Origin of the sequence: Kineococcus sp. TRM81007 (assembly GCF_022669155.1) — a bacterium.
Classification (GTDB): domain Bacteria; phylum Actinomycetota; class Actinomycetes; order Actinomycetales; family Kineococcaceae; genus Kineococcus.
In genome coordinates this window covers 40,980-62,273 of record NZ_JALBVB010000016.1, presented here as the reverse complement: position 1 = coordinate 62,273, position 21,294 = coordinate 40,980, and the positions used below count along the sequence as shown (strand labels likewise).

18 protein-coding genes are annotated in these 21,294 nt (G+C 74.3%); 3 read left to right on the top strand and 15 right to left on the bottom strand.

Annotated elements, in window-relative coordinates:
* Window positions 1–29: 29 nt before the first annotated feature.
* Window positions 30–878, bottom strand: a complete 849-nt coding sequence (locus tag MN205_RS00335) for an aldo/keto reductase (RefSeq protein ID WP_242123179.1) — start codon at window positions 876–878, stop codon at window positions 30–32.
* Window positions 879–888: 10 nt separating this feature from the next.
* Window positions 889–1,131: a hypothetical protein gene (locus MN205_RS00330; RefSeq protein WP_242123177.1), complete on the bottom strand. Its 243-nt coding sequence runs from the start codon at window positions 1,129–1,131 to the stop codon at window positions 889–891.
* A 170-nt stretch (window positions 1,132–1,301) separates the two neighbouring features.
* On the opposite strand from MN205_RS00330, the gene soxR reads away from it, so the two are divergent.
* Window positions 1,302–1,820 carry a redox-sensitive transcriptional activator SoxR gene (gene soxR, locus MN205_RS00325; RefSeq protein WP_242123175.1) on the top strand — a complete coding sequence of 173 codons (519 nt, stop codon included), beginning with the start codon at window positions 1,302–1,304 and terminating at the stop codon, window positions 1,818–1,820.
* Between the two features lie 27 nt (window positions 1,821–1,847).
* On the opposite strand, the gene MN205_RS00320 is transcribed toward soxR, so the two are convergent.
* Window positions 1,848–3,815, bottom strand: coding sequence for a diguanylate cyclase (locus tag MN205_RS00320; RefSeq protein ID WP_242123173.1), 1,968 nt, complete (start codon window positions 3,813–3,815; stop codon window positions 1,848–1,850).
* 213 nt (window positions 3,816–4,028) lie between these two features.
* Between MN205_RS00320 and MN205_RS00315 the strand changes: the two genes are divergently transcribed.
* On the top strand, window positions 4,029–5,252 hold the full coding sequence (locus tag MN205_RS00315; protein WP_242123171.1) for an acyltransferase: 1,224 nt from the start codon (window positions 4,029–4,031) through the stop codon (window positions 5,250–5,252).
* 37 nt (window positions 5,253–5,289) lie between these two features.
* On the opposite strand, the gene MN205_RS00310 is transcribed toward MN205_RS00315, so the two are convergent.
* The 5 genes from MN205_RS00310 to MN205_RS00290 are packed head-to-tail and all read right to left on the bottom strand — an operon-like array spanning window position 5,290 to window position 11,793.
* On the bottom strand, window positions 5,290–7,494 hold the full coding sequence (locus MN205_RS00310; protein WP_242123169.1) for a beta-galactosidase: 2,205 nt from the start codon (window positions 7,492–7,494) through the stop codon (window positions 5,290–5,292).
* Window positions 7,491–8,399, bottom strand: coding sequence for a carbohydrate ABC transporter permease (locus MN205_RS00305; protein WP_242123167.1), 909 nt, complete (start codon window positions 8,397–8,399; stop codon window positions 7,491–7,493). The genes MN205_RS00310 and MN205_RS00305 overlap by 4 nt, the downstream gene beginning before the upstream one ends.
* Window positions 8,396–9,346, bottom strand: a complete 951-nt coding sequence (locus tag MN205_RS00300; RefSeq protein ID WP_242123165.1) for a carbohydrate ABC transporter permease — start codon at window positions 9,344–9,346, stop codon at window positions 8,396–8,398. Before MN205_RS00300 ends, MN205_RS00305 begins: the two co-directional genes overlap by 4 nt.
* 14 nt (window positions 9,347–9,360) lie before the next feature.
* Complete coding sequence (locus tag MN205_RS00295; protein ID WP_242123162.1) at window positions 9,361–10,722, bottom strand: ABC transporter substrate-binding protein; 1,362 nt, start codon at window positions 10,720–10,722, stop codon at window positions 9,361–9,363.
* Between the two features lie 60 nt (window positions 10,723–10,782).
* Window positions 10,783–11,793, bottom strand: coding sequence for a substrate-binding domain-containing protein (locus tag MN205_RS00290; RefSeq protein WP_255817342.1), 1,011 nt, complete (start codon window positions 11,791–11,793; stop codon window positions 10,783–10,785).
* A gap of 200 nt (window positions 11,794–11,993) precedes the next feature.
* Between MN205_RS00290 and trmB the strand changes: the two genes are divergently transcribed.
* Entirely contained in the window at window positions 11,994–12,701 is a 708-nt protein-coding gene (gene trmB / locus MN205_RS00285; protein ID WP_242123159.1) for a tRNA (guanosine(46)-N7)-methyltransferase TrmB, read from the top strand.
* Window positions 12,702–12,737: 36 nt separating this feature from the next.
* On the opposite strand, the gene MN205_RS00280 is transcribed toward trmB, so the two are convergent.
* The 7 genes from MN205_RS00280 to MN205_RS00250 form a co-directional block, all read right to left on the bottom strand.
* On the bottom strand, window positions 12,738–14,243 hold the full coding sequence (locus tag MN205_RS00280) for an alpha-N-arabinofuranosidase (RefSeq protein WP_242123157.1): 1,506 nt from the start codon (window positions 14,241–14,243) through the stop codon (window positions 12,738–12,740).
* A gap of 51 nt (window positions 14,244–14,294) precedes the next feature.
* Window positions 14,295–15,068, bottom strand: coding sequence for a glucosamine-6-phosphate deaminase (locus MN205_RS00275; RefSeq protein ID WP_242123155.1), 774 nt, complete (start codon window positions 15,066–15,068; stop codon window positions 14,295–14,297).
* Window positions 15,065–16,204 (bottom strand): SIS domain-containing protein, encoded by a 1,140-nt coding sequence (locus MN205_RS00270; RefSeq protein ID WP_242123152.1) that lies wholly within the window; start codon window positions 16,202–16,204, stop codon window positions 15,065–15,067. Before MN205_RS00270 ends, MN205_RS00275 begins: the two co-directional genes overlap by 4 nt.
* Window positions 16,201–17,940, bottom strand: coding sequence for a hypothetical protein (locus MN205_RS00265; protein WP_242123150.1), 1,740 nt, complete (start codon window positions 17,938–17,940; stop codon window positions 16,201–16,203). The genes MN205_RS00270 and MN205_RS00265 overlap by 4 nt, the downstream gene beginning before the upstream one ends.
* Window position 17,941: 1 nt before the next feature.
* Entirely contained in the window at window positions 17,942–18,754 is an 813-nt protein-coding gene (locus MN205_RS00260; RefSeq protein ID WP_242123149.1) for a carbohydrate ABC transporter permease, read from the bottom strand.
* A 121-nt stretch (window positions 18,755–18,875) separates the two neighbouring features.
* Window positions 18,876–19,823: a carbohydrate ABC transporter permease gene (locus tag MN205_RS00255; RefSeq protein WP_305037135.1), complete on the bottom strand. Its 948-nt coding sequence runs from the start codon at window positions 19,821–19,823 to the stop codon at window positions 18,876–18,878.
* Window positions 19,820–21,091, bottom strand: a complete 1,272-nt coding sequence (locus MN205_RS00250; RefSeq protein WP_242123145.1) for an extracellular solute-binding protein — start codon at window positions 21,089–21,091, stop codon at window positions 19,820–19,822. Before MN205_RS00250 ends, MN205_RS00255 begins: the two co-directional genes overlap by 4 nt.
* Window positions 21,092–21,294: the final 203 nt, after the last annotated feature.

The following is a 21,294-nucleotide window of genomic DNA, read 5'->3' as shown; positions in this document are numbered from 1 at the left end:
CCCCCCCCCACGGGCGGTCCTGCGGTCGGTCAGGCGGGGGCGCCCACGTTCATCTGGTCCGGGTGCGAACCGACGCGGCCGTCGGCGCGGTCCAGGCCGGTGATCTGCGCCATGTCGGCGTCGGAGAGCTCGAAGTCGAAGACGTCGATGTTCTCGCGGATGCGCTGCGGCGTCACCGACTTGGGGATCACCAGGTTGCCCAGCTGCACGTGCCAGCGCAGCACCACCTGGGCGGGGGTCTTGCCGTGCGCCTGCGCCAGCGCGGTGATGGCCGGGTCGTCGATGACGCCCTTGCCCGAGGACAGGGGGCTGTAGGCCTCGGTGACGATCTGGTGCCGCTCGTCGGCGGCGCGCAGTTCGGCCTGCTGGAGGAACGGGTGCAGCTCGACCTGGTTCACGGCCGGGACGACGTTCGTCTCCCCCAGCAGCCGTTCCAGGTGGTGCGGCTCGAAGTTCGAGACCCCGACGGCGCGGGCGCGGCCGTCGGCGTAGATCTTCTCGAACGCCTTCCAGGTGTCGACGTAGGCGTCGGCCGCCGGCACCGGCCAGTGGATGAGGTACAGGTCGACCGCGTCCAGGCCGAGCCGCTCCAGGCTGGCGTCGAAGGCGCGCAGCGTGGAGTCGTAGCCCTGCTCGGCGTTCCACAGCTTGGTGGTGACGAACAGCTCGTCGCGGGCGATCCCGGAGTTCGCCAGCGCGCGGCCCACGCCCGCCTCGTTGCCGTAGATCGCGGCGGTGTCGACGTGGCGGTACCCCGCCTCCAGGGCGGTCTCGACGGCGGGGACGACCTCGTCGTCGCCGACCTGCCAGACGCCGAAGCCGAGCTGCGGGACGGTCACGCCGTTGTTGAGGGTGAGCTGGGGAACGCTGGGTGCCATGCCGGTCAGCCTAGGGACGCGGCTGCGCCGCCGCAGGGCGGGAGCGCGCCGGGGCGTCACGACGCGGCCGCAGCACCGCCCGGAGGAGCGCGAGGGGGGTGGCGCCGGGCTGCACCGCCCGTCCCTGCGCGCGGGGGGCGGCGCGCGGCGCCAGGCGCTGCGCGCGCAGCAGGCGGACCTCGCGGACGCGGGCCGCCTCCGCCCGCCTCTCGGCCAGGCGCAACTGCACCAGGTACTCCTCGACGTGCGGCACGTGGTTCCTCCAGGGGTGCGGTGACCGGGGTGCGGTGACCGGGGTCCGGACGACCGGGGGCCGGTCGCGGTGGGCTACGCTCGCGCCTCAACCGAGGTTGAGGTCAAGCCGCCGGCGCGCACGCCCGCCGGCGGCCCGCGCGGCCGGGGCGGGGAGCAGGGGGTACGGGGATGGGGAACTCGTCGCCGGGAGCACCCGGGAACCCGCCGCGCGGGTCCCGGCGCCGGGCCGAGGAGCTGCTGAGCGTCGGGGAGGTCGCCGCGCGCAGCGGCGTCGCCGTCTCCGCGCTGCACTTCTACGAGCGCAAGGGGCTGATCTCCAGCCGTCGCGACGACCGGAACCAGCGCCGCTACCCGCGCGGCGTGCTGCGCCGGGTGGCCGTCGTGCGCATCGCGGTACGCCTCGGCATCCCGCTGGCCACCGTCGCGCACGCCCTGCGGCGGCTGCCCGACGAGCGCACCGCCACCGCCGCGGACTGGCGGCGGTTGTCCGCGGACTGGCGCGCCGAGCTGGACGAGCGCATCGAGCAGCTGCAGCGCCTGCGCGACGACCTGGACGGCTGCATCGGGTGCGGGTGCCTGTCCCTGGGGCGCTGCTCCCTGATCAACCCGGGCGACCGCCTCGGAGCCGACGGGCCCGGCGCCCGCACCCTGGACGTCTCGCTCGAGCGCACCGGCCGCGGCGGCTGACCGCACGGGGCCCGGAGGACCGGGACGTCAGGCGGCGACGGTGGCGTCGCGCCCGGCGAGCTTGCCGCGGTACAGGGCGGCGTCGGCCACGGCCAGCACCTCCGCCGGCGACTGGCCCGGCTCCCACTGCGCCAGCCCCACCGTGCAGGTCTGGCCGTGCGGGACGGCCGCGCGCACCCGGTCGGCGACGAGCACCGCGTCGGTGGCGTCGCAGCCGGGCAGGGCGAGCACGAACTCCTCCCCGCCCCAGCGCGCCAGCGTGTCCACCTCCCGCAGCTGGCCGGCGGCGGCCGCCGCGAAACCGCGCAGCAGCTCGTCGCCGGCGAGGTGGCCGCGGCTGTCGTTGTAGGCCTTGAAGCGGTCCAGGTCGAGCAGCGCGAACGTCAGCGGCTCGCCGGTGCGGGTGGCGCGCGCCACCTCGACGGCGGCGACCTCGTCCCAGCGGCGGCGGTTCGCCAGGCCGGTGAGCGGGTCGCGCTCCGCGGCGCGTTCCAGGCGCGCCAGCAGGTCGGCGCGCTCGACCGCGTGGGCGGCCTCGCCCGCCAGGGTCGCCAGCGCCTCCCGCACGCCCGGGGCGAGCTCGTCCACCCGGTGGCGCCAGATGACGGCGAGGACGCCGACGGGTTCGCAGCCGCGCCGCAGCACCGGCTGCCACACGGCCGACGCGGTCCCGAACGCCTCGACGACGACACGGCTGGCGCGCGGGTGCGCGGGCACGTCCGGCACGAAGAGCTGCTCGCGCCCCAGGTAGGCGTCCAGCACGAGGCTGGTGTCGCGGCGCGGGTCGAGCCGCAGCTCCACCCCGTCCAGGCCGCAGGAGGCGGTGAGGGCGAGGACGCCGTCGGCGCCGGGCTGGGCCAGGTAGGCGGCGTCGGCGCCCGCCAGCTCGCGCACCGCCTCGCAGATCACCGCGCCGGGGTCGTTGGCGGTGGCGACGGCCGCGGACGCCCGGGCCAGGGCCTGCACCTGTCCCGCGTGCTCGGCGAGCGCGCGGTGGGCGGTGGCCAGCTCGGCGTGGGCGGTGCGCAGCGCGCTCTCGCGCGCCTCCGCGGCGGTGACGTCGTGCAGGGCGACCACGGCCCCGAGCAGGGTGCCGTCGTCGCCGCGCACGGTGCGCCCGGAGCAGACCGCGGTGACGGGCTCGCGGCCGGGCACGACGATGCGGATCCGCGCGTCGCGCACGGCGCCGTCGCGCAGCGCCCGCCGCAGCGGCAGGTCCTCCGGCGCCAGGGGGCCGCTGCCGTCGGCGGCGTGCAGGCCGTACGCGTCGGCGTGCCCGGCGAGGTCGAGGTCGCCGTCGGCCTCCCGGCCCAGCAGGGCGCGGGCGGTGTCGTTGAACATCAGGAGGCGGCCGTCGGGCCCGGCGACGACGATGCCGACGTCGGCGCTGGCGAGGACGGCCTGGGTGAGCTCCTCGCGGTGCGCGGACTGCGCCATCAGCAGCTCGGCGAGGTCGCGCTGCTCCTGCGCCTCGGCGGCCAGCTGCGCGTTGCGCCGGGCCTCGCGGCGGCGGGCCAGCAGCGAGACGACGACGGCGGCGAGGTCGCGCAGGTGCTGCAGCTGCGCGTCGTCGAGGGCGCGGGCGGCGGGGTCGAACACGCACAGGGTGCCGAGGGCGTGCCCGTCGGCGGTGAGGAGCGGCGCGGACGCGTACAGGCGCACCCGCCCGATGCGACCGTCGACGTGGGGCTTGTCCCGGTACGCCGGGTGCAGGCGGGCGTCGGGGAGGTGCACGACCTCGCCGGAGCGGAAGGCGACCGCGCACATCGAGTCCTCCCGGGCGATGTCGCGGCGGGGCGTGCCGGCGGCGCTCAGCTGACGCTGCCGATCGGCGTCGATCAGGTTGACGGCGGCGCCGGACGTCCCGGTGAGGGCGGTGGCGAGGCGCACGACGGCGTCGAGGTCCGCGAGGTCCGCGGGGTCTCCGCCGTGCCCGTCGGCGGGGAGGTGCTCCCGCAGCGCGACGAGCCGGGCCAGCTCGCCGTCCGGTTCCACCCGAAACGCATCGGCAGGGGAGGCTTCTCCCTTGAGCCCCCCTTCATCGACGTGGAGTAGCTGTGCCACAACGATGAGTACAGGGCTTGCTCCCGGTCCGCCGATGAGGCTGAACGAGGGGCGCCACGTGTGCTTGGGTGACGGCGCGTGAGCCGAGGACCCGCTCCCGGACGAGCGACCGGGCCGCTCACCCCACCGACCACCGGGAGAGGCATGTCCACCTCCGCGCCCGCGAACCCGCCCGCCCCCGCCGAGCCGCCGCGGCTGTCCACCCACTCCGTGCACGCCCTGCGGGCCGTCGGCGCGCTCCTCGTCGTGCTCGCCCACCTGACCGGCCCCACGGGCTTCGAGGGCAAGGTCTTCCCCGACGGGCCCCGCGCCCTCGACGAGGTCCGCACCCTCGTCACCGGCATCGGCGTCGACGTCTTCTTCACCCTCAGCGGGTTCTTCATGCTCCTCACCGCCGCCGGGCCCCGCCTGGGTCGCAGCCCCGTGCGCCGCACCCTGTGGCGGCGGCTGGTCAAGGTCCTCCCGCTGTACTGGCTGGCGACCACCGGCGTCCTCGCGATCACCCTCGTCCTACCCGGCGCCGTCAACGGCAGCCAGGAGCACGCCCCGGACGTGCTCGCCTCCTACCTGCTGCTGCCCCAGGACGTCCTGCCGCTGCTGCTCGTGGGCTGGACCCTCACCCACATCGTCGTGTTCTACGGGGTGTTCTGCCTGGGGCTGCTGACCCGCAGCAGCCGCGGCCTGTGGGCGGTGCTCGGTGCCTGGTCCGCCTTCACCGCCACCCTGTACGTCGTCGGTCTCCTCCTCCCCGAGGGCACCGGCGGGCCCGTCCTGCAGTTCCTGGGCAACCCGCTGAACCTGGAGTTCGTCATGGGCGCCGCCGTCGCCCAGGTCCTCGTGGCCGGCCGTCGCCGCGCCGGCGCTGCCGCCCTGGCCGCCGGGGCGCTGCTCCTCGCCGCGCTGCTGACCCTGCGGCTGCTGCACGTCCCCGGCACCACCAGCAGCGAGTTCCGCCTGCTCGGCGTCACCACGGGCGTGTGCCTGCTGCTGTACGGCACGGTCGCCCTGGAGCAGCGCACGCGCTGGCGCACCCCGCCCGCCCTCACGGCGGTGGCGACGCCCTCGTACTCGCTCTACCTGGTGCACGTCCCCCTCATCGGGGCGCTCGCCGTCGTCGCCTCCCGGTTGCCGCTGCCGTCGGGGACCTCGGCGCGGGTGGCGGTCGTGCTGGTGGCCCTGGCGCTGTGCGTGCTCGCCGCGCGCCTGGTCCACCGCTTCGTCGAACGCCCCCTCGCGGCGGCCTTCGAGGAGACCTGCTGGAGCCTGCCGCGCGACTGGCTGGCGGGCTTCCGCCGCCGCCCCGCCGTCGTCGACGTGACCACCCCCGCCGTGGCCGACGCCGCGGCCGCGCAGCGCGCCGCCGGCTGACGCCCCGGGGCAGCACCCGGCCCCGGGGCGTCGGCCCTCACCCCTCGGCCAGCACCCGCACGTCCCACGCCCCCAGCCGCAGCGCCTCCCCGGCCCCGGAGCGCTCCGGCCCGAGCAGGTCGCGCACCGCCGTCGGCACGACCACGTCGCACGGTTCCCAGGACCAGTTGTGCACGACGTGCACCCGGGTGCCGTCCGGGGCCGTGGCGGAGCTGACGCGCACCGTCTCCGGGCCGCCCCAGCGGCGCTCCGCCGCGGTGGAGCGGCCGGTGCTCCCGCTCCTCGCGGGGGCCGCGGCCAGCGCCCAGTCGACGATCGCCGCGCTCGTCGCCGCGTCCGGGACCGTCCCCACGACGGTGACGCGCCCGCGGCCGCGGGCGGCGGTCGTGACCGCCGGGAACCGCCCGAAGTGGGGGTGGTCGTACCCGGCGAGCGCGGTCGCACCCTCCAGGCGCAGGCAGTCCACCCACGTCGTCGCCGTCGCCGTCGGCGGCAGCACCAGCGGGGGCACGGACGGGGGCGGGCCGGCGCCCTCCCCCGCCCCGCCGGTGGGCCGCAGGGGCAGCGGCCCGGCCAGGTTGGAGAACTCCTGGTACGAGGCGCCGGCGGCCTCGGCGAGCCGGCCGGGCTTGACCTCCCGGCGGGCGCGGACCAGCTCGTCGGCGTACCCGGTGCGGACGCCGAGGACGAGGTGGCCCCCCGCGTCGGCGTAGGCCACCAGCCGGTCCAGCAGCGCGTCGCCGGCGGCGTACAGGGCGGGCACGAGCAGCACGGGGACCTCGGCGGGGTCCAGCGCCACCCCCTCCACCCCGGCCGGTGGCAGCACCTGCCGGTCGTGCAGCACGCGGGTGCTGAGCGCGGCGTCGAAGGCCCCCCGCGCCCACACCCCCACGAGGCGGTCGTAGGCGCCCTCGTCGCGGGCGAACGGCGAGGAGCTGCCCGGCACCGACGGCGGCTGGAAGGCGAGCCCCCACTTCGAGGGCACGGAGTACAGCAGGCCCACGTGCGCGTCCGGGTGCAGGCCGGCGACCGTCGCACCGGCCCGCGCGAACTCGGCGCCCAGCTGCGAGACCTGCTCGTGGACCCGGCCGGGCCGCTGGTCGTGCGGCAGGACGCCGCCCCAGTACGTCTCGGTCCCGGCGTGCAGGGTGTGCCAGTGCCAGTACTCGACCATCCGGGCGCCGCGCGCGACCAGCGCCCACGCCGCCTGCCGCCACTGGCCGTCCCAGGCGGGGAAGTTCGCCGACGACCCGCCGATCGGCCCGGCGTTGGTCTCGGTGACGAGGAACGGCGCCTGCTTGGAGGCGTGCATCCGGTCGGCGGAGTGGATCAGCGCCCAGGTGCCGGTGGTCGTCCAGCCCTGCGCCGGTGCGGGGTCCGCGGCGGGCAGCGCGAGCCCGTCCTGCACCGCGTAGTAGGGGTTGCCGGCGGCGACGTCGAGCGCGCGGTCGACGTCCCACTCGTCCACGGCGGCCCGCGAGTACGACACGCACGTCGTCACGAACCGGTCGCCGCGGCCCGCGGCCGCGGTGACCTCCCGCACGAGACCGGCCTGCCAGGCGATGAACTCCGTCGTCAGCCGGCACTGGAAGGCGCGCCACGCCTGGTCGTACTGGGGCTGGGCGTTGCCGTGCGGGGACCACAGGTCCGCCCAGCGGGACAGCCGGTGCGACCAGTAGGTGAGCCCCCACACCTCGTTGAGCGTCGCCACGTCGCCGTGCGTGCGGCGCAGGTCGTCGACGAACGCCTCGACGACGGCCCGGTTGTGCAGCAGGTGCAGGCCGGGCTCGTTGTCGACCTGGTAGCCGATGACGGCGGGGTGGGTGGCGTAGCGGCCCACGACGGCGCGGACCACCCGCTCGGCGTGGAAGCGGAACGCCGGGTGCGTGAAGTCCACCTCCTGCCGGCTGCCCCAGCGCAGCCGGTGACCGTCGGGCGCCTCGGCGGCGATCTCCGGGTGCTTGCGCGCCAGCCACATGGGGACCGCGTAGGTGGGGGTGCCCAGGACGACGGAGATCCCGCGCTCGTGCGCCCCGTCGAGGGCGGGGGCGAGCCAGTCGAGGTCGAAGCGGCCGTCCTCCGGTTCCCACGTGGACCACACCGACTCCCCCACGCGCACCACGCTCACCGACGCCGCGGCCATGAGGTCGAGGTCCTCCTCCACCCGCGGCTCGGGGGTGTACTCCGGGTACCAGGCGGCCCCGAACAGGACCTTCCGCGGGAGCTGATCCTGACCGCTCATCCCTTGACGCCTCCCGTGGCCAGCCCGGACTGCCAGTACTTCTGCAGGTAGAGGAACGCGACGATCAGGGGCACGATCGAGACGAGGGAGCCGGTGATCACGCTGGAGAACAGCACCTGCCCGCCCGACCCCGCCGCCGCCGCGGACTGCCACTGCGCCAGGCCGACGGTCAGCGGGTAGAGGTCCGGGGAACTGAGCATGATCAGGGGCAGGAAGTAGTTGTTCCACGTCGCCACGAGCGCGAACAGCAGGACCGTGACGAAGCCGGGCGCGACCAGCCGCAGCGCCACGGTGAAGAAGATCCTCAGCTCACCGGCGCCGTCCACGCGGGCGGCCTCGATGAGCTCCGTGGGCACGGCGTCGGCGGCGTAGACGCGCATCAGGTAGACCCCGAACGGGCTGACGAGGCTCGGCAGGACCACCGCCCACCGGGTGTCGGTGAGGTCCACCCCGGCGAACAGCAGGTACGTCGGGATCGCCAGCGCCGTGGTCGGCACCATGATGGCGCCGAGCACGATCGAGAACATCAGGGTCCCGCCGGGGAAGTCGTACTTCGCGAACGCGTACCCGGCCGCGGTCGCCAGGAACGCGGCCCCGACGGCGCTGACGCCGGCGTACAGGACGGTGTTGCCGATCCAGGTCCAGAAGATGCCGCCCTGGGCGCTGAACACGGCCGTCAGGTTGGACCACAGGTTGATGTCGTCGAACCACAACCCGAACGTGGAGAACAGTTGCCTGTTCGTCTTGGTGGAGGCGACGACGAGCCAGTACAGCGGGAGGAGGAAGTACGGCAGCGTGAGGATCGCCAGGATCGTCAGGAGCGGGCTCTTGCGCCGGGTCAGGCTGCGGCGCCCCTTCGGCTCCAGCGGCCGGCGCTCGGCGGCCGTGGGCGTGGTGGTGGTCATGAGTTCCGCTCCCGGCGCTGGGACGACAGCTGGACGACGTAGGAGACGACGGCGATCACCAGGGCGAGCAGGAAGGCGACGGCCGCCGAGTAGTTGATGTTCTGGTTCGTGAACGCCAGGTTGTAGGCGTACAGGTTGGGCGTGTACGCGGAGTCGATGACGCTGGGCGCGAGGATGCTCAGCAGCTGCGGCTCGTTGAACAGCTGGAAGCTGCCGATGACGGAGAAGATCGCCGTCAGCAGCAGCGCACCGCGGATCGCCGGGATCTTCACCGACCACGCGATGCGGGCCTCTCCCGCGCCGTCGACGCGCGCCGCCTCGTACAGGTCCGCCGGCACCGCGCGCAGCGCCGCGAACATGATGATCATGTTGTAGCCGACGAACTCCCACGTCAGCACGTTCATGATCGAGCCGAGCATCCAGTCGGACGACAGGAACCTCGGGGTGGGCAGCGAGAGCGCCTCGGCGATCTGCGCGAAGGGACCGAAGTCCGGGCCGTACAGGTACCCCCACATGAGGGTCGCCACGACGCTCGGCACGGCGTACGGCAGGAAGATCGCCAACCGCACGAAGCGCTCCAGGTACAGCAGCCCGGAGTCCAGGAGCAGCGCGAACAGCAGCGCGGCACCCAGCATGATCGGCACCTGGACGACGAGGAACAGCGCCACCCGCCCGACGCCCTCGAGGAACGCGGAGTCGGTCAGGGCACGCACGTAGTTGTCCAGGCCGACGAAGCTCGTGCCGCCGATGAGCTGCTCCCGGAACAGCGACAGGTAGGCGGCGTACCCCAGGGGCACCACGAGCATGGCCGCGAAGACGAGCATGAAGGGCGCCACGAGCAGGTAGGCGGCGCGGTGCTGGCGCCGCCGGGCGGGGGAGGTCCCCCGCCGGCGCGGCGCTCCGGCGGCCGCGCCGGCGGGGACAGGGGTCCGTCTCTGGGTCCTCATGGTTCCTCCGGTCCTCACTCGACGGTGAAGCCCTGCTCCTCGGCGTAGGACTCGAGCTGCGACTCCCACTGCGCGAGCGCGGCCAGCATGTCGCCGCGCTCCGCGATCGCCGGGCCCATGGTGTCCTCGTAGGTGGAGTACACGTAGTCCATGAAGGGCAACCAGCCGAAGTCGGTGTTCACCTGCTCGGACGCCTCGGCGAACACGCGGTTGACCTGCTGGCCGCCGTAGAACTCCGGCGCGGCGTCCAGGAAGGCGGGGTCCTCGAGGATCTCCTGGGACGGCGGGAAGAGGAACTGCTCGGTGGCGAGCCTCATCGCCGGCTCCGGCTCCACGTTGATCCAGCGCGCGAGCTCCGCCGCCGCGATCGGGTTGTCGGTCCCGGCGATCACCGCGTCGGTCGAGCCGCCCCAGTTGCCGGTCGACTGCCCGCCGGCCTGCCACTGCGGCAGCTGGGCCGCGCGCCACAGCCCGGAGGTGTTCTCGGCCGTGCCCTGCAGGAACACCGGCCCCCAGGCCGCGGTGAGCCAGCTGGCGTAGGTGCCGTTGGACAGCGCCTGGTACCACTGGTCGGTGAAGTCGGGGTCGACCCCGACGAGGTCCTGCTGGACCAGGTCCTGCCAGTACCGGACGACCTCGGTGACCTCCTCGGTGCCGAGGTCGATGGTCACGGTCTCCTCGCCGTCGTACCGGAACGGCACCGCACCGTTGGCCCACATGAACCCGATCATCTGCCCCGCCTGGTTGGGCGGGAAGTCGGTGATGTACCGGTCGGGGTTCACCTCGCGGTAGGTGCGCGCCGCCTGGGCGAACTCGTCCCACGTCGCCGGCGGCGCGATGCCGGCCTGGGCGAACAGGTCGTCGCGGTAGAGCATGCCCATGGGGCCGGTGTCCTGCGGGATGCCGTACACGGCGTCGCCGCGGCTGACCTGCTCCCACACCCACTCGGGGTACTGGTCCTGGAGGTCGGCGACGCCCTGGTGGGGCGAGAGGTCCAGCAGGTTGTCGTCCAGCAGGAACGACGGGATGTACTGGTACTCGATCTGCACGACGTCGGGGGCGCCCTCACCCGCGCGCAGGGCCGTGCGCAGCGCCGTGTACTGGTCCAGGCCCTGACCGGCGTTGACGACCTCGACGTCGATCTCGGGGTACTCCTGCTCGAACAGGTCCACCTGGTTCTGGATGTCGGGCACCCAGGTCCAGAAGGTGAGCTCCGTGGGGGTGCTCATCGCCTCCTCGAACTGCTCCGGGGTGACCGGCTCGGTGGAGCCGCCACCGTCGCCGGAGCCGTCGTCCCCGCCGCTGCAGCCGGCGAGGAGGAGGGCCGAGGCGAGGGCCGCAGCCAGGGAGGTGGTGGTGCGTCGCGTGCGGAACACAGGTACTCCTTCGTCCGTGGTGTTCGGTGGGCGCTCGAGCCGGTGGGGGTGGGGGCGCGGTCAGCGCCCGGCACCACCCCCTCGCGGCGGGGGGCCGGAGCTCGCCCGCACCACCAGCTCGGCGCGGACCGGCGGGGCACCGACCGGTGCGGGCTCCCCCGCCATCGCGCCGGCGAGGAGCTCCACGGCGCGTCGCGCGACACCGGCGATGTCCTGGCGGACGCTCGACAGCGGTGCCCAGAGGAACCCCGCCTCCGGCAGGTCGTCGAAACCGACGACCGAGACGTCCCCCGGCACCCGCAGCCCCGCTTCCTGCAGGGCGCGGCCCGCGCCGATGGCCATGGAGTCGTTGGCGGCGAACAGGGCGGTGAACGGCCCGCGCACCAGCAGCTCCCGGGTGGCGTCGTACCCCGAGCGCGCCGACCAGTCGCCGCGGACCGGCTCCGGTGCGAGAGCGCCCGCGGCGCGCAGCGCGGCGCGCCAGCCCCGCTCGCGCAGCACCGCCGGCCGCCAGGACGCGGGGCCCGCGACGTGGTCGACGGTCCCGTGCCCGAGGCCGAGGAGGTGCTCGGTCGCCAGCCGGGCGCCCTCCTCCTCGGCGGCGGCGACCGAGCGGTGCAGCGGGTGGGGCGAGGCGAGCTCCCCCGGCACCACGAGGGGGACGTCGGCGAAGGCGTCGAGGACCGCGGGGTCGCGCAGGAGCGGCTCGGCGACCACGACGCCCTCCGCCCCCAGGGACACGGCCCGGTCGACGGCGCGGCGCACGGCGTCGTCGCCCTCGCCGTCGCCGGTCGTGACGACGACCGTGCCCAGCCCGCGCTCGCGGGCGGCCCGCTCCACATCCAGGACGTGCTGGGCGACGCCGTGCAGGTCCGTCTCCGGAGCCACGATGCCGATGACGTCGGTGCGGCCGGCGGCCAGGGCGCGGGCGGCGCCGTTGCGGCGGTACCCCAGCCGCGCGACGGCGGCGTGGACCCGCTCGCGCACCTCGGGCCGCACCTGCGACGAGCCGTTCAGGACGCGCGAGACCGTCTTGGGGCTCACCCCCGCGGCCCTCGCCACGTCCGCCATCACGACGGCGCGGGGGACCTGCCGCGGTGGTGCTGCGACGCCCTGCCGAACCATGCCCGCGAACCTCCGGTGACTGCGCTGTCATCCCGTGGGCCCAGAGCCTCGACCCCGGTGACAGCGCAGTCAAGAGCGCGCTGGAGCACGTGACGGCATCGTGATGCGGGTGCCGGCCGGGCCGGCCCGTGACGGATGATGGCGCGGTGACCCCACGACCCAGCTCCGCCGGTGCGGTGGACGAGACGCTGCGCTCGTACAAGCTGCGGCGCGGCCGGATGGGCGCCACCCGGCAGCAGGCCCTCCAGGCCCACCGGGACCGGTACGCCGTGCCCGGCGGCGACGGCCCGCTGGACCTGCCGGCGCTGTTCGGGCACGGCACCCCGGTCGTCCTGGAGATCGGGTTCGGCATGGGGCGCACCACCCTGGCGATGGCCGCGGCCGACCCCGGCACCGGCGTGCTGGCCGCCGACGTCCACACCCCCGGGGTCGCCGCGCTGCTGCTGGGTCTGCACGAGCGCGGGCTGGGCAACGTCCGGGTGCTGGAGGGCGACGGTCACCTGCTGCTGCAGGAGCGGGTCCCCCCCGGCAGCCTGGCCGGCGTGCGGGTGTACTTCCCCGACCCGTGGCCCAAGCCGCGCCACCACAAGCGCCGCCTGGTCGACGCCGGTTTCGCGGCGCTGGTGGCCGACCGGCTCGCCCCCGGCGGGCTGCTGCACTGCGCGACGGACTGGGAGCCGTACGCGCAGCGGATGCGCGCCGTGCTGGACGCCGAACCCGGGCTGGTGCTGGAGGGGTACCTGGGCGAACGGCCGCCCTGGCGCCCGATCACCCCGTTCGAGGCGCGCGGCCTGGAACGCGGCCACGCGGTGACGGACCTGCTCGCCCGCCGCCCCGGCCCGCCGGCGCGCTGAGCCGCACCGGGCGCGGCGCTCGGCGCCGTTCGGCCCTCAGCCCAGGGTGACGGCCGTCCACGACACCGGCGGCAGCTCGATCGTCAGCACCCCGTCGGCCACCTCGACCGTGTCGTTGCTGCGCAGGCGCACCCGCTCGGGGTTCGCGAGGTCGTTCACGGCGCGCACGTCCTCGTCCCAGAGGCCCTGCGCCACCACGTCCCCGGTGGCGGGGAAGCGGCTCAGGTCCACGGTCACCGTCGTGGGCTCCGTCGTGTGCCGGTTCTGCAGGAAGACCGCGGTCGAGGAGCCGTCCGTCGTCGCGGCCGCAGCGACCACGGGGACGTCGCCGTGGACGGCGGTGCTCGTCGTGTCGGCGTCCAGCACGACCCGCAGGGCGCTTCCGCGCGCCAGCCGCGAGGTGAGCGAGAACGGGAAGAACGTGGTCTGCCGCCAGGCCGGCCCACCGGGTTCGGTCATGATCGGGGCGATGACGTTGACCAGCTGGGCGAGGCTCGCGGAGGTCACCCGGTCGGCGTGGTTGAGCAGCGACACGAGCAGCCCGCCGACGGTGACGGCGTCCGCGACGGAGTACGCGTCCTCCAGCAAGCGGGGTGCGACGGGCCAGTCGTCGACGGTGAAGGTGCGGGACTTCTCCTGCCACCGGCTGGAGTACCAGACGTTCCACTCGTCGAAGGAGATGTCGATGCGCTTGTCGGACCGCTTGACGGAGCGCACGTGGTCGGCGGCTGCGACGACGGACTCGATGAACCCGTCCATGTGCACGCCGGAGGCGAGGAAGCTCGCCAGGTCGCCGTCGAGCTCCTCGTAGTAGGCGTGGCAGGAGATGTAGTCCACGTCGTCGTAGGTGTGGTGCAGGACGGTGCGTTCCCACTCGCCGAAGGTCGGCATGTACCGGCCGGAGGAGCCGCAGGCGACGAGTTCGAGGTCCGGGTCGAGCTGGCGCATCGCCTTGGCCGTCATCGAGGCGAGCTTCCCGTAGTCCTCGGCGTCGCGGTGGCCGAGCTGCCAGGGCCCGTCCATCTCGTTGCCCAGGCACCACATGCGGACCCCGAACGGTTCCTGCCGGCCGTTCTGCGCACGCTGCTGCGCGCGGGTGGTGCCGGCGGGGACGTTGGCGTACTCGAGGAGCTCGAGCGCCTCCTTCGGCCCACGGGTGCCGAGGTTCACGGCGAGCACGAGCTCGCTGCCGACGTGGTCCAGCCACTGCTGGAACTCGTGCAGCCCGACCCGGTTGGTCTCCGTCGAGTGCCAGGCCAGGTCGAGCCGGCGGGGGCGTTCGTCCACGGGGCCGACGCCGTCCTCCCAGACGTAGCCGGAGACGAAGTTGCCGCCGGGGTAGCGGATCGCGCTCACCCCCAGTTCCCGGACCAGGTCGACGACGTCCCGCCGGAACCCGTCGGGACCGGCCGTCGGGTGGGTCGGCTCGTGGATGCCGTCGTAGACGTGGCGTCCGAGGTGCTCGACGAAGCCGCCGAACAGCCGCCGCCGCACGGTGCCGATCGTGAACGCCGGGTCGAGGGTGAGGTGCGCGCTTGCCACGTGCGGTCTCCAGTGCGTGTCGTCCGTGCCGGGGGCGAGGTGGGAGGGGGCTCAGCCGGTCCCGGCGGTCAGCAGGTCGCCCGGCTCCCTCGGGGAGTCGCCGACGTGCTCCAGGTCAGCGGCCGCCGCCGGGTCGAGCAGCACGGTGACGTCCTGGTGCGACTGCAGCACCGACGCGGGGCAGGCGGTGCTCACCGGGCCCTGCAGCGCCGCGGCCACGGCGGCCGCCTTGGCGGCACCGGTGGCGACGAGCACCAGCCGGTGCGCGGAGAGGACGGTGGCCAGGCCCTGCGTGACCGCGCGCGCCGGCACGGCGGCGGGGTCCCCGCCGAAGAACCGGGCGTTGGCGTGCCGCGTGCGTCCCGTCAGGGTGACCTCGCGGGTGCGCGAGTCGAGGGGGGAGCCCGGTTCGTTGAAGGCGAGGTGGCCGTTGTGCCCGATGCCGAGCAGCTGGACGTCCGCACCGCCGCGCTCGGCGAGGGAGGCCTCGAAACCGGCCCCCGAACCGGACGCGTCCACGTGCGGCACCCGCACCCGCGACGGGTCGATGCCCAGCGGCTCGACGACGCTGCGCCGCACCACGGCGCGGTAGCTCTCCGGGTGCCCCGGCGGCAGGCCGACGTACTCGTCCAGGGCGACGACGTCGACGTCGCCGAGGTCGAGCCCCGCGGCGGCGCGAGCGGCGAGCGCGGCGTAGACCGGTTCGGGGGACGAGCCGGTGGCGACACCGAGCAGGGGGTCGCGCCGCGAGCGCAGCGCCTCGACGACGAGGTCGGCGGCGGCCTCACCGATCTGCGCGGTGGTCTGCAGGACGCGGATCCTCACGGTGCTCCTCCTGGGCGGTGGGGCGCGCCACCGGGACCGGTGGCGGTGCTCGGGGTCTTGCTGCCGAGCAGGCGGTGGAAGTCGGGGAAGGGGTCGTCCTCGGCGCTGCGCCCGCACGCGGCCGTCAGCGCCAGGGCGAGCAGCTGCAGGGGGACGACCGCGGGCAGGACGTCGGCGACGGCGGGGGTGGGCGCCGCCGGCAGCGCGAGGGTGACGTGACCGGGCCCGGCGCGGTCCTGGCCGCCGCTGCGGACGTCGAGCACCTTCCCGCCCAGCGACCGCACGAACCCGGCGAGCGCGTCGGCGCGGGTGCCCCAGCGGGTCCGGTCGCCGACGACCACCAGCAGGCTGCCCGGGCCGAGCCGGCGGTGGGGTCCGTGCAGGAACTCCTCGACGTCCCACGACTCGACGGGCAGCAGCGACGTCTCGAGCAGCTTCAGCGCCCCCTCGTCGGCCACGGCGCGCCACGGGCCCCAGCTGACGACGTGCACCGCCGTGGGCGCGGATCCGGCGAGCAGGCCCTCCAGGGGGCCGGAGCGGCGCAGCACGTCCTCGACGGCGCCGGGCACGCGGTCCAGGTCGTCGAACGCGCGGGTGCCGGGGAGGGGCACGGTGCCCCCGCGGCCGGTGCCGGTGCGCGCGAGGAGCCGCCCGAGCACGACGAGCGCGAGCACGGTGGCGGTGAACCCCTTCGTCTTCGCGCCCACGGGTTCGGGTCCGCAGCCCACGTCCAGCACGGCGTCGGCGGCCTCGTCCCGCTCGGCGGGCCCACCCGTGACGAGGAGCGTGCGCGCTCCCGCGGCCCGTGCCCGCCGCAGGACGTCGAGCGTGGCCGTGCTGCGGCCGGACTGCGAGACGCCGACGACGAGCAGGCCGGGCCGGGCACCGTCGAGGACCCACCGCTCCAGCTCGGTCGCGGCGTCGGAAGGGACGAGAGCGTGCGCGCACCGCCCGGCCGCGAAGTCGGCGAGCGCGACGCGGGAGGCGTGGTGGGAGGTGCCGGAGCCGACGAGCAGCACCCGGTCCACGGGGGTGGCACCGCTCAGGGCCGCCGCGGCGGCCGGTGCCACCCGGGCCAGCACGTCCCGCGCGACCGCGGGCTGGTCGTGGACGAACCGCGCCACCGTCGCGGTCACGGCGCCAGGGCCCGCACGCGGATCCGCACCACGCTGTCGCTCCAGGCGGACAGCAGGACGCGCTGCCCCGGCACCCGGTCCTCGCCGTGGACGTAGGTGAAGAACTCGCCGTCCTCGAAGCGCGGGGGCACGTGGTCGTCGTGCCCCTCCACGTGCAGCTCCAGCGCCTCGTCGCCGTGGTGCAGCGTCGCCGTGGACCCGCGCAGCCAGCGGGTGCCGGGCTCGTCGGGGTGCGCCTCGGTGCCGGTGAGCTGCCCGTCGCCCAGCACCAGTTCCACCGCCACCCGGGTGCGCGGCCCGTCCGCCACCAGCTGGACCCGGGCACCGTCGTCGTCCAGGTCCACGTCCAGCCGCACGCTCAGCTCGACGGGGTCGAAGGGCCGTGCGCCGAAGCCCATCCGGGCGAAGAAGCGCCCCTCGTCGGTCAAGGGGTAGTCGCCGCCGGGGCGGCGGTGCTCGGCGGGCAGCGGCTGGTAGTAGCCGCTGGCGCGGTCCTCGCGCAGCACGAGGTGGCCGGGGCCGGTGCGCTCGACGCGGGGGCGCAGCGCGCCGGTGTCGAAGAACGAGGGCGAGATCCGCAGGGCGCGCAACCGCGCCCCACCGGCGCGGACCTGCAGCACGGTCGCGGAGTTCGACAGGCCGGAGGCGACCCTGCCGACGTCGCGGGTGTCCGCGCCGGCGAAGACGGTGCTGACGACGGCACCGGCGCGGTGCCGCACCAGCCCGACCGTCGGCCACGCGGTGGTGCCGTCGGGGGCGTCCACCGCCGGCGGCAGCCGCTGGGCGACCACGGGGTCCACGACCGCCTCGGCGAGGTGGCGCGCCGGGTCGGGCAGCTCGCCCGCCGCGGCGAGCAGGGCCAGGCGCGCCAGCCGCCCGTCGCCGTCCGTCACGGCGAAGCGGCGCAGCTGGCTGAGGTACGACTCGACGTGGAACACCTCCCGCTGGTCCTGCCGCCGGGAGTGGACGGTGACGACCTCGCCGTCGTCGTCGACGAGGGCGGGCAGGGTGCGCAGGTGGGCGCGGACCGGTTCGAGGAGGTGCGGCCGGTCCAGCAGGCGCGCGATCGTGAGCAGGGAGGGGTTCGTGACGACCGAGGCGTAGATCGCGCTGCGTTCGGAGTAGAACCCGTCGGCGTCGACGTCCACGCCCTCGGCGAGCCACTCGTCCACGCGCGCCGCGAGGCGCTCGTCCCCCAGGACGTGGTGGAGCCCGGCCAGGGCGCTGGCGAGCTCCCACCGGTGGTTCGGGGTGTGGACGCCCCCGGTGCGCAGCCCGTCGGCGGCGCGCTCGGCGATCGTGAGGAGCCGCTGGCGCGCCCAGCCCCACCGGTCACCGGTGCCGGTGCGGTCGACGACCTCCAGCACCAGGCAGACGTCGTTGAGCGTGAAGGCGCTGTCCGGCGGGGACACCAGGTTCGTCCCGTCGAACAGCCCCGTCGGCCCCTGCAGGGCGTCCAGGTGGTCCAGCAGGGCGCCGGCGAGGGCCTGCGCCGCCGAGGCGGCGGGTCCCCCCTCGCCCGAGGTGGCGTCGGCCAGGACCAGGGTCCTGACCCGCCGCATCGTCTCCCGGTGCGGCAGGGCCGCGGGGACGGTCGCCGCCGGCGCGGCCAGCAGCGCGTCCGCCTGGGCACGGCTCCCGCGCACCAGGCGGGCGAGGTGCTCGTGGTCGACGCCGTCGACCGGCCGGGGGCGGTCGACGTGCCGGGCGGGGTCGGCGGGCAGGGCGAGGTCCACGTCAGTCCTTGAGGCCGGAGTTCAGGTCGGAGCTGAGGATGTAGCGCTGGGTCACCAGGAACAGCGCGAGGAGCGGCAGGATGGAGATGACCGACGCCGGCAGCAGGACCGTCCAGTCGATGTTCTCCGCGCCGATGAGCGAGCGCAGCGCCACCTGCAGCGTGAACTTGTCCGGGTCGCCGAGCACCAGCAGCGGCCAGATGTAGTCGTTCCAGCGCCACTGGAAGCTGAAGATCGCCAGGGTGATGGCGATGGGCTTGGCCAGCGGCAGCATGATGCGGAAGAAGATGGACAGTTCCCGCGCCCCGTCGATCCGGGCCGCCTCGATGAGCTCGTCGGGCACCGTGCGGAAGAACTGGCGGAACATGAAGACACCGGTGGCGGTGAGGATCGACGGGATGATGATGCCCGCCAGCTGGTCGTAGAGGCCGAGGTCGCGGATCACGACGAAGGTCGGGCTGAGGATGACCTCGGTCGGCAGCATCGTCGTGGCGAGGATGCACATGAACAGCACGCTCAGCCACCTCGCCCTGTACTTGGCCAGCGCGTACCCGGTGGCGGCGCTGACCAGGACCGTCAGGACGGTCGTCACGGTCGCGACGACCGCGGTGTTGCGGAAGTACAGGGCGAAGTCGACGCGCTCCCAGGCGCGGGCGTACCCGTCGAAGGTCCAGGTGTCCGGGAGGATCGTCAGGGGGTAGCGGAACAGCTCCCCACCGGGCTTGAGGGAGCTCAGGACGAGCCACAGGACGGGGAAGATGAACAACGCGGCCAGCACCCACAGCACGACCGTGCTGGACAGGGACTGAGCCACCCGGAGCGCCCTGCGCCCGTACCTGGGACGCGGGGGGGCCGGGACGGCGGGCGGCGGCACGGTCGGCCCCGGGGCGGCGGCGCCCGCCGCTGCCGCGGCGGACCCGGTCGGGGCGCTCGTGTCAGAAGTCACTGTTGGCCTTCCGTTCCACACGGGTCTGCACGAAGGCGATGACCAGCAAGATGATCATCAGCACGATGGAGACGGCGCTGGCGTACCCGACCTGGGCACGGTTGAAGCCGGTCTCGTAGATGTACTGGACGATGAACCGGTTGGACGTGCCCGGCCCGCCGCCGTTGAGGGCCTGGACCATCGCGAACTCCTTCATCATGGAGATCGTGCTCAGCAGCACGACCATGAAGGACGTCGGGGCGATCCCCGGCAGGGTGATGTGGCGGAATCGCTGCCAGGCGTTCGCCCCGTCGAGCGCCGCGGCCTCGTGGTAGGAGACCGGAACGTTCCGGATGGCCGCGATGAAGAGCAGCATGTTGAAGGCCGTACCGCCCCAGGCGGACGCGATGACGACCACGGCCAGCGACAGGTCGGCGTTGGAGGTCCAGGGCACCTCTCCGATGCCCACCAGGCCCAGCGCGTAGTTGACGAAGCCGAAGTTCTCCCCGAACAGCCAGCGCCAGGTGACGCCGGCGACGATCGGCGAGATGAGCCACGGCAGGAAGAAGACGAGCTTGGCCGCCGTCTTCCCCTTCGCACCCGGGCTGGTGAGGAGCGCCGCGATGCCCAGGGAGACCACGTAGACGACCGGGACGGAGATGACGACGTAGGTCACCGTGCGCAGGAGCGCACCCCAGAACTCGTCGTCGCCCAGCAGTTGCGAGTAGTTCTCCAGCCCGGCGAAGCGGAGGCTGCCGATGCCCCGGTAGTCGGTGAACGAGTAGATCAGCCCCAGCGCGCCGGGCCACACGAAGAACAGCAGGAACAGGACGGCCGCGGTCACCGTGAGCACCAGGGCGGGCAGGGTGTAGCGCCCCGACGTCCGGGGACGCCGCGGGGACCCTCGGCGACGCCTGGCCGACTGCGACCCGGCGCCCCGGTCGGTCACCGCGGTCATGCGCCGTAACCCGCGGTCGTCAGCTCCCCGATGTTCGTGACCGTCGTCTGCAGGTCCTGCTCACCGGCCACGTACTTCAGCGTCTCCTCCTTGAGCGGGTCGGAGTCGATGATGATGTCCCGGTAGCTCATCTCGAGCGCGCTCGTGGCCTGGTCCCCGGCGATCGGGTCGGAGGCCGCGATCTCGGCGTTGAACATCGCGAACGCCTCCTCGTTGGAGGTGTACTCGACGTCCACGCCCTCCTCCGCGGGCAGGAAGCCCGAGATCCTCGACAGCTCGGCGTAGTTCTCCGGCGTGTACAGCCAGTCCAGGAAGTCCAGGGCCTCCTGCTCGACACCGGAGCCGTCGAAGGCGACGATCCAGTTGGTGCCGATGTTGGTCGCCCGGGTGGGCTGCGCCGGCATCAGCGCCGTCGTCCACTCGAAGTCGGTGATGTTGGCGGCGAAGTCGGTGACCTGCCAGACCCCGGAGTAGTAGGCGGCGACCTGCCCGCTCTTGAACAGCGCGGACGGGTCGTCGCCGGAGACCCACACCGACTTCGGCATCACGTCGTCGTCGTTGAGGCTCTTGAAGTACTCCAGCGCGTCCGCACCGGCCTCGTCCAGGGCCCAGGACCCGTCCGGCTGCTGCTGCACGCCCTGGGAGCCGAACTGGTAGAGGAACGACCGCAGCCGGTGCGAGGAGGCGTCCATGACCATGCCGTAGCGGGCGCCCGTCGCCGCCTTGACCTGGCGCAGGGCCGCGACGAACTCGTCCCAGGTCCAGGGCTGGTCGCCGGCGCCCGGGTAGGTGACGCCGGCCTGGTCGAACAGCGACTCGTTGAGGAACAACCCGACGGCCGTGAGGTCGCTGGGCAGGGCCCGCACCTCGTCGTCCTCGTTGCGCACCACCAGCGACGGCAGCACGTCGTAGGAGGTCGCGATGTCGCTGAGGTCGAGCAGCGCGTCCTTCCAGAGCGGGTCGACGGCGCTGGCGCGCGCGAGGGCCGGCAGGTCGTCGGCCTGGGCGGCGCTGCGCAGCCGGGTGACGAGGTCCTCGTAGGGGACGTCGACGATGCGCACGCTGACACCCGTCTCCTCCGCGTAGCGGTCGGCCATGGCCTGGTACCCGCCGCCCTGGTTGGCGTCACCGGACAGCAGGAACTGGATCTCACCGCCGGACCCGCTGGCGCTCCCGCCACCGCAGGCGCTCAGGGCGGTGGGCAGGGCGAGGGTGGCAGCGCCGGCGGCGAGGACGTCGCGACGGCGGGGGCTGCGGCGAAGGTTCACGGTGGCCTGACCTCTCGGTGGCCCGGCGTGCACCGGGCTGACTGGTTGTGGGGACGCCGGCCGAGGGGAGCAGCCGTTCGAGGGCCGACATCGGTCGCGTCTTTGCGGACTCTTGCGAGAGCTTTGCTATCAGTGCGATCGAAAAGCGGTCAAGAGCCCGGCCGGGCGGATCGACTTACGTCACAAGGATTTAACGAGGGGCA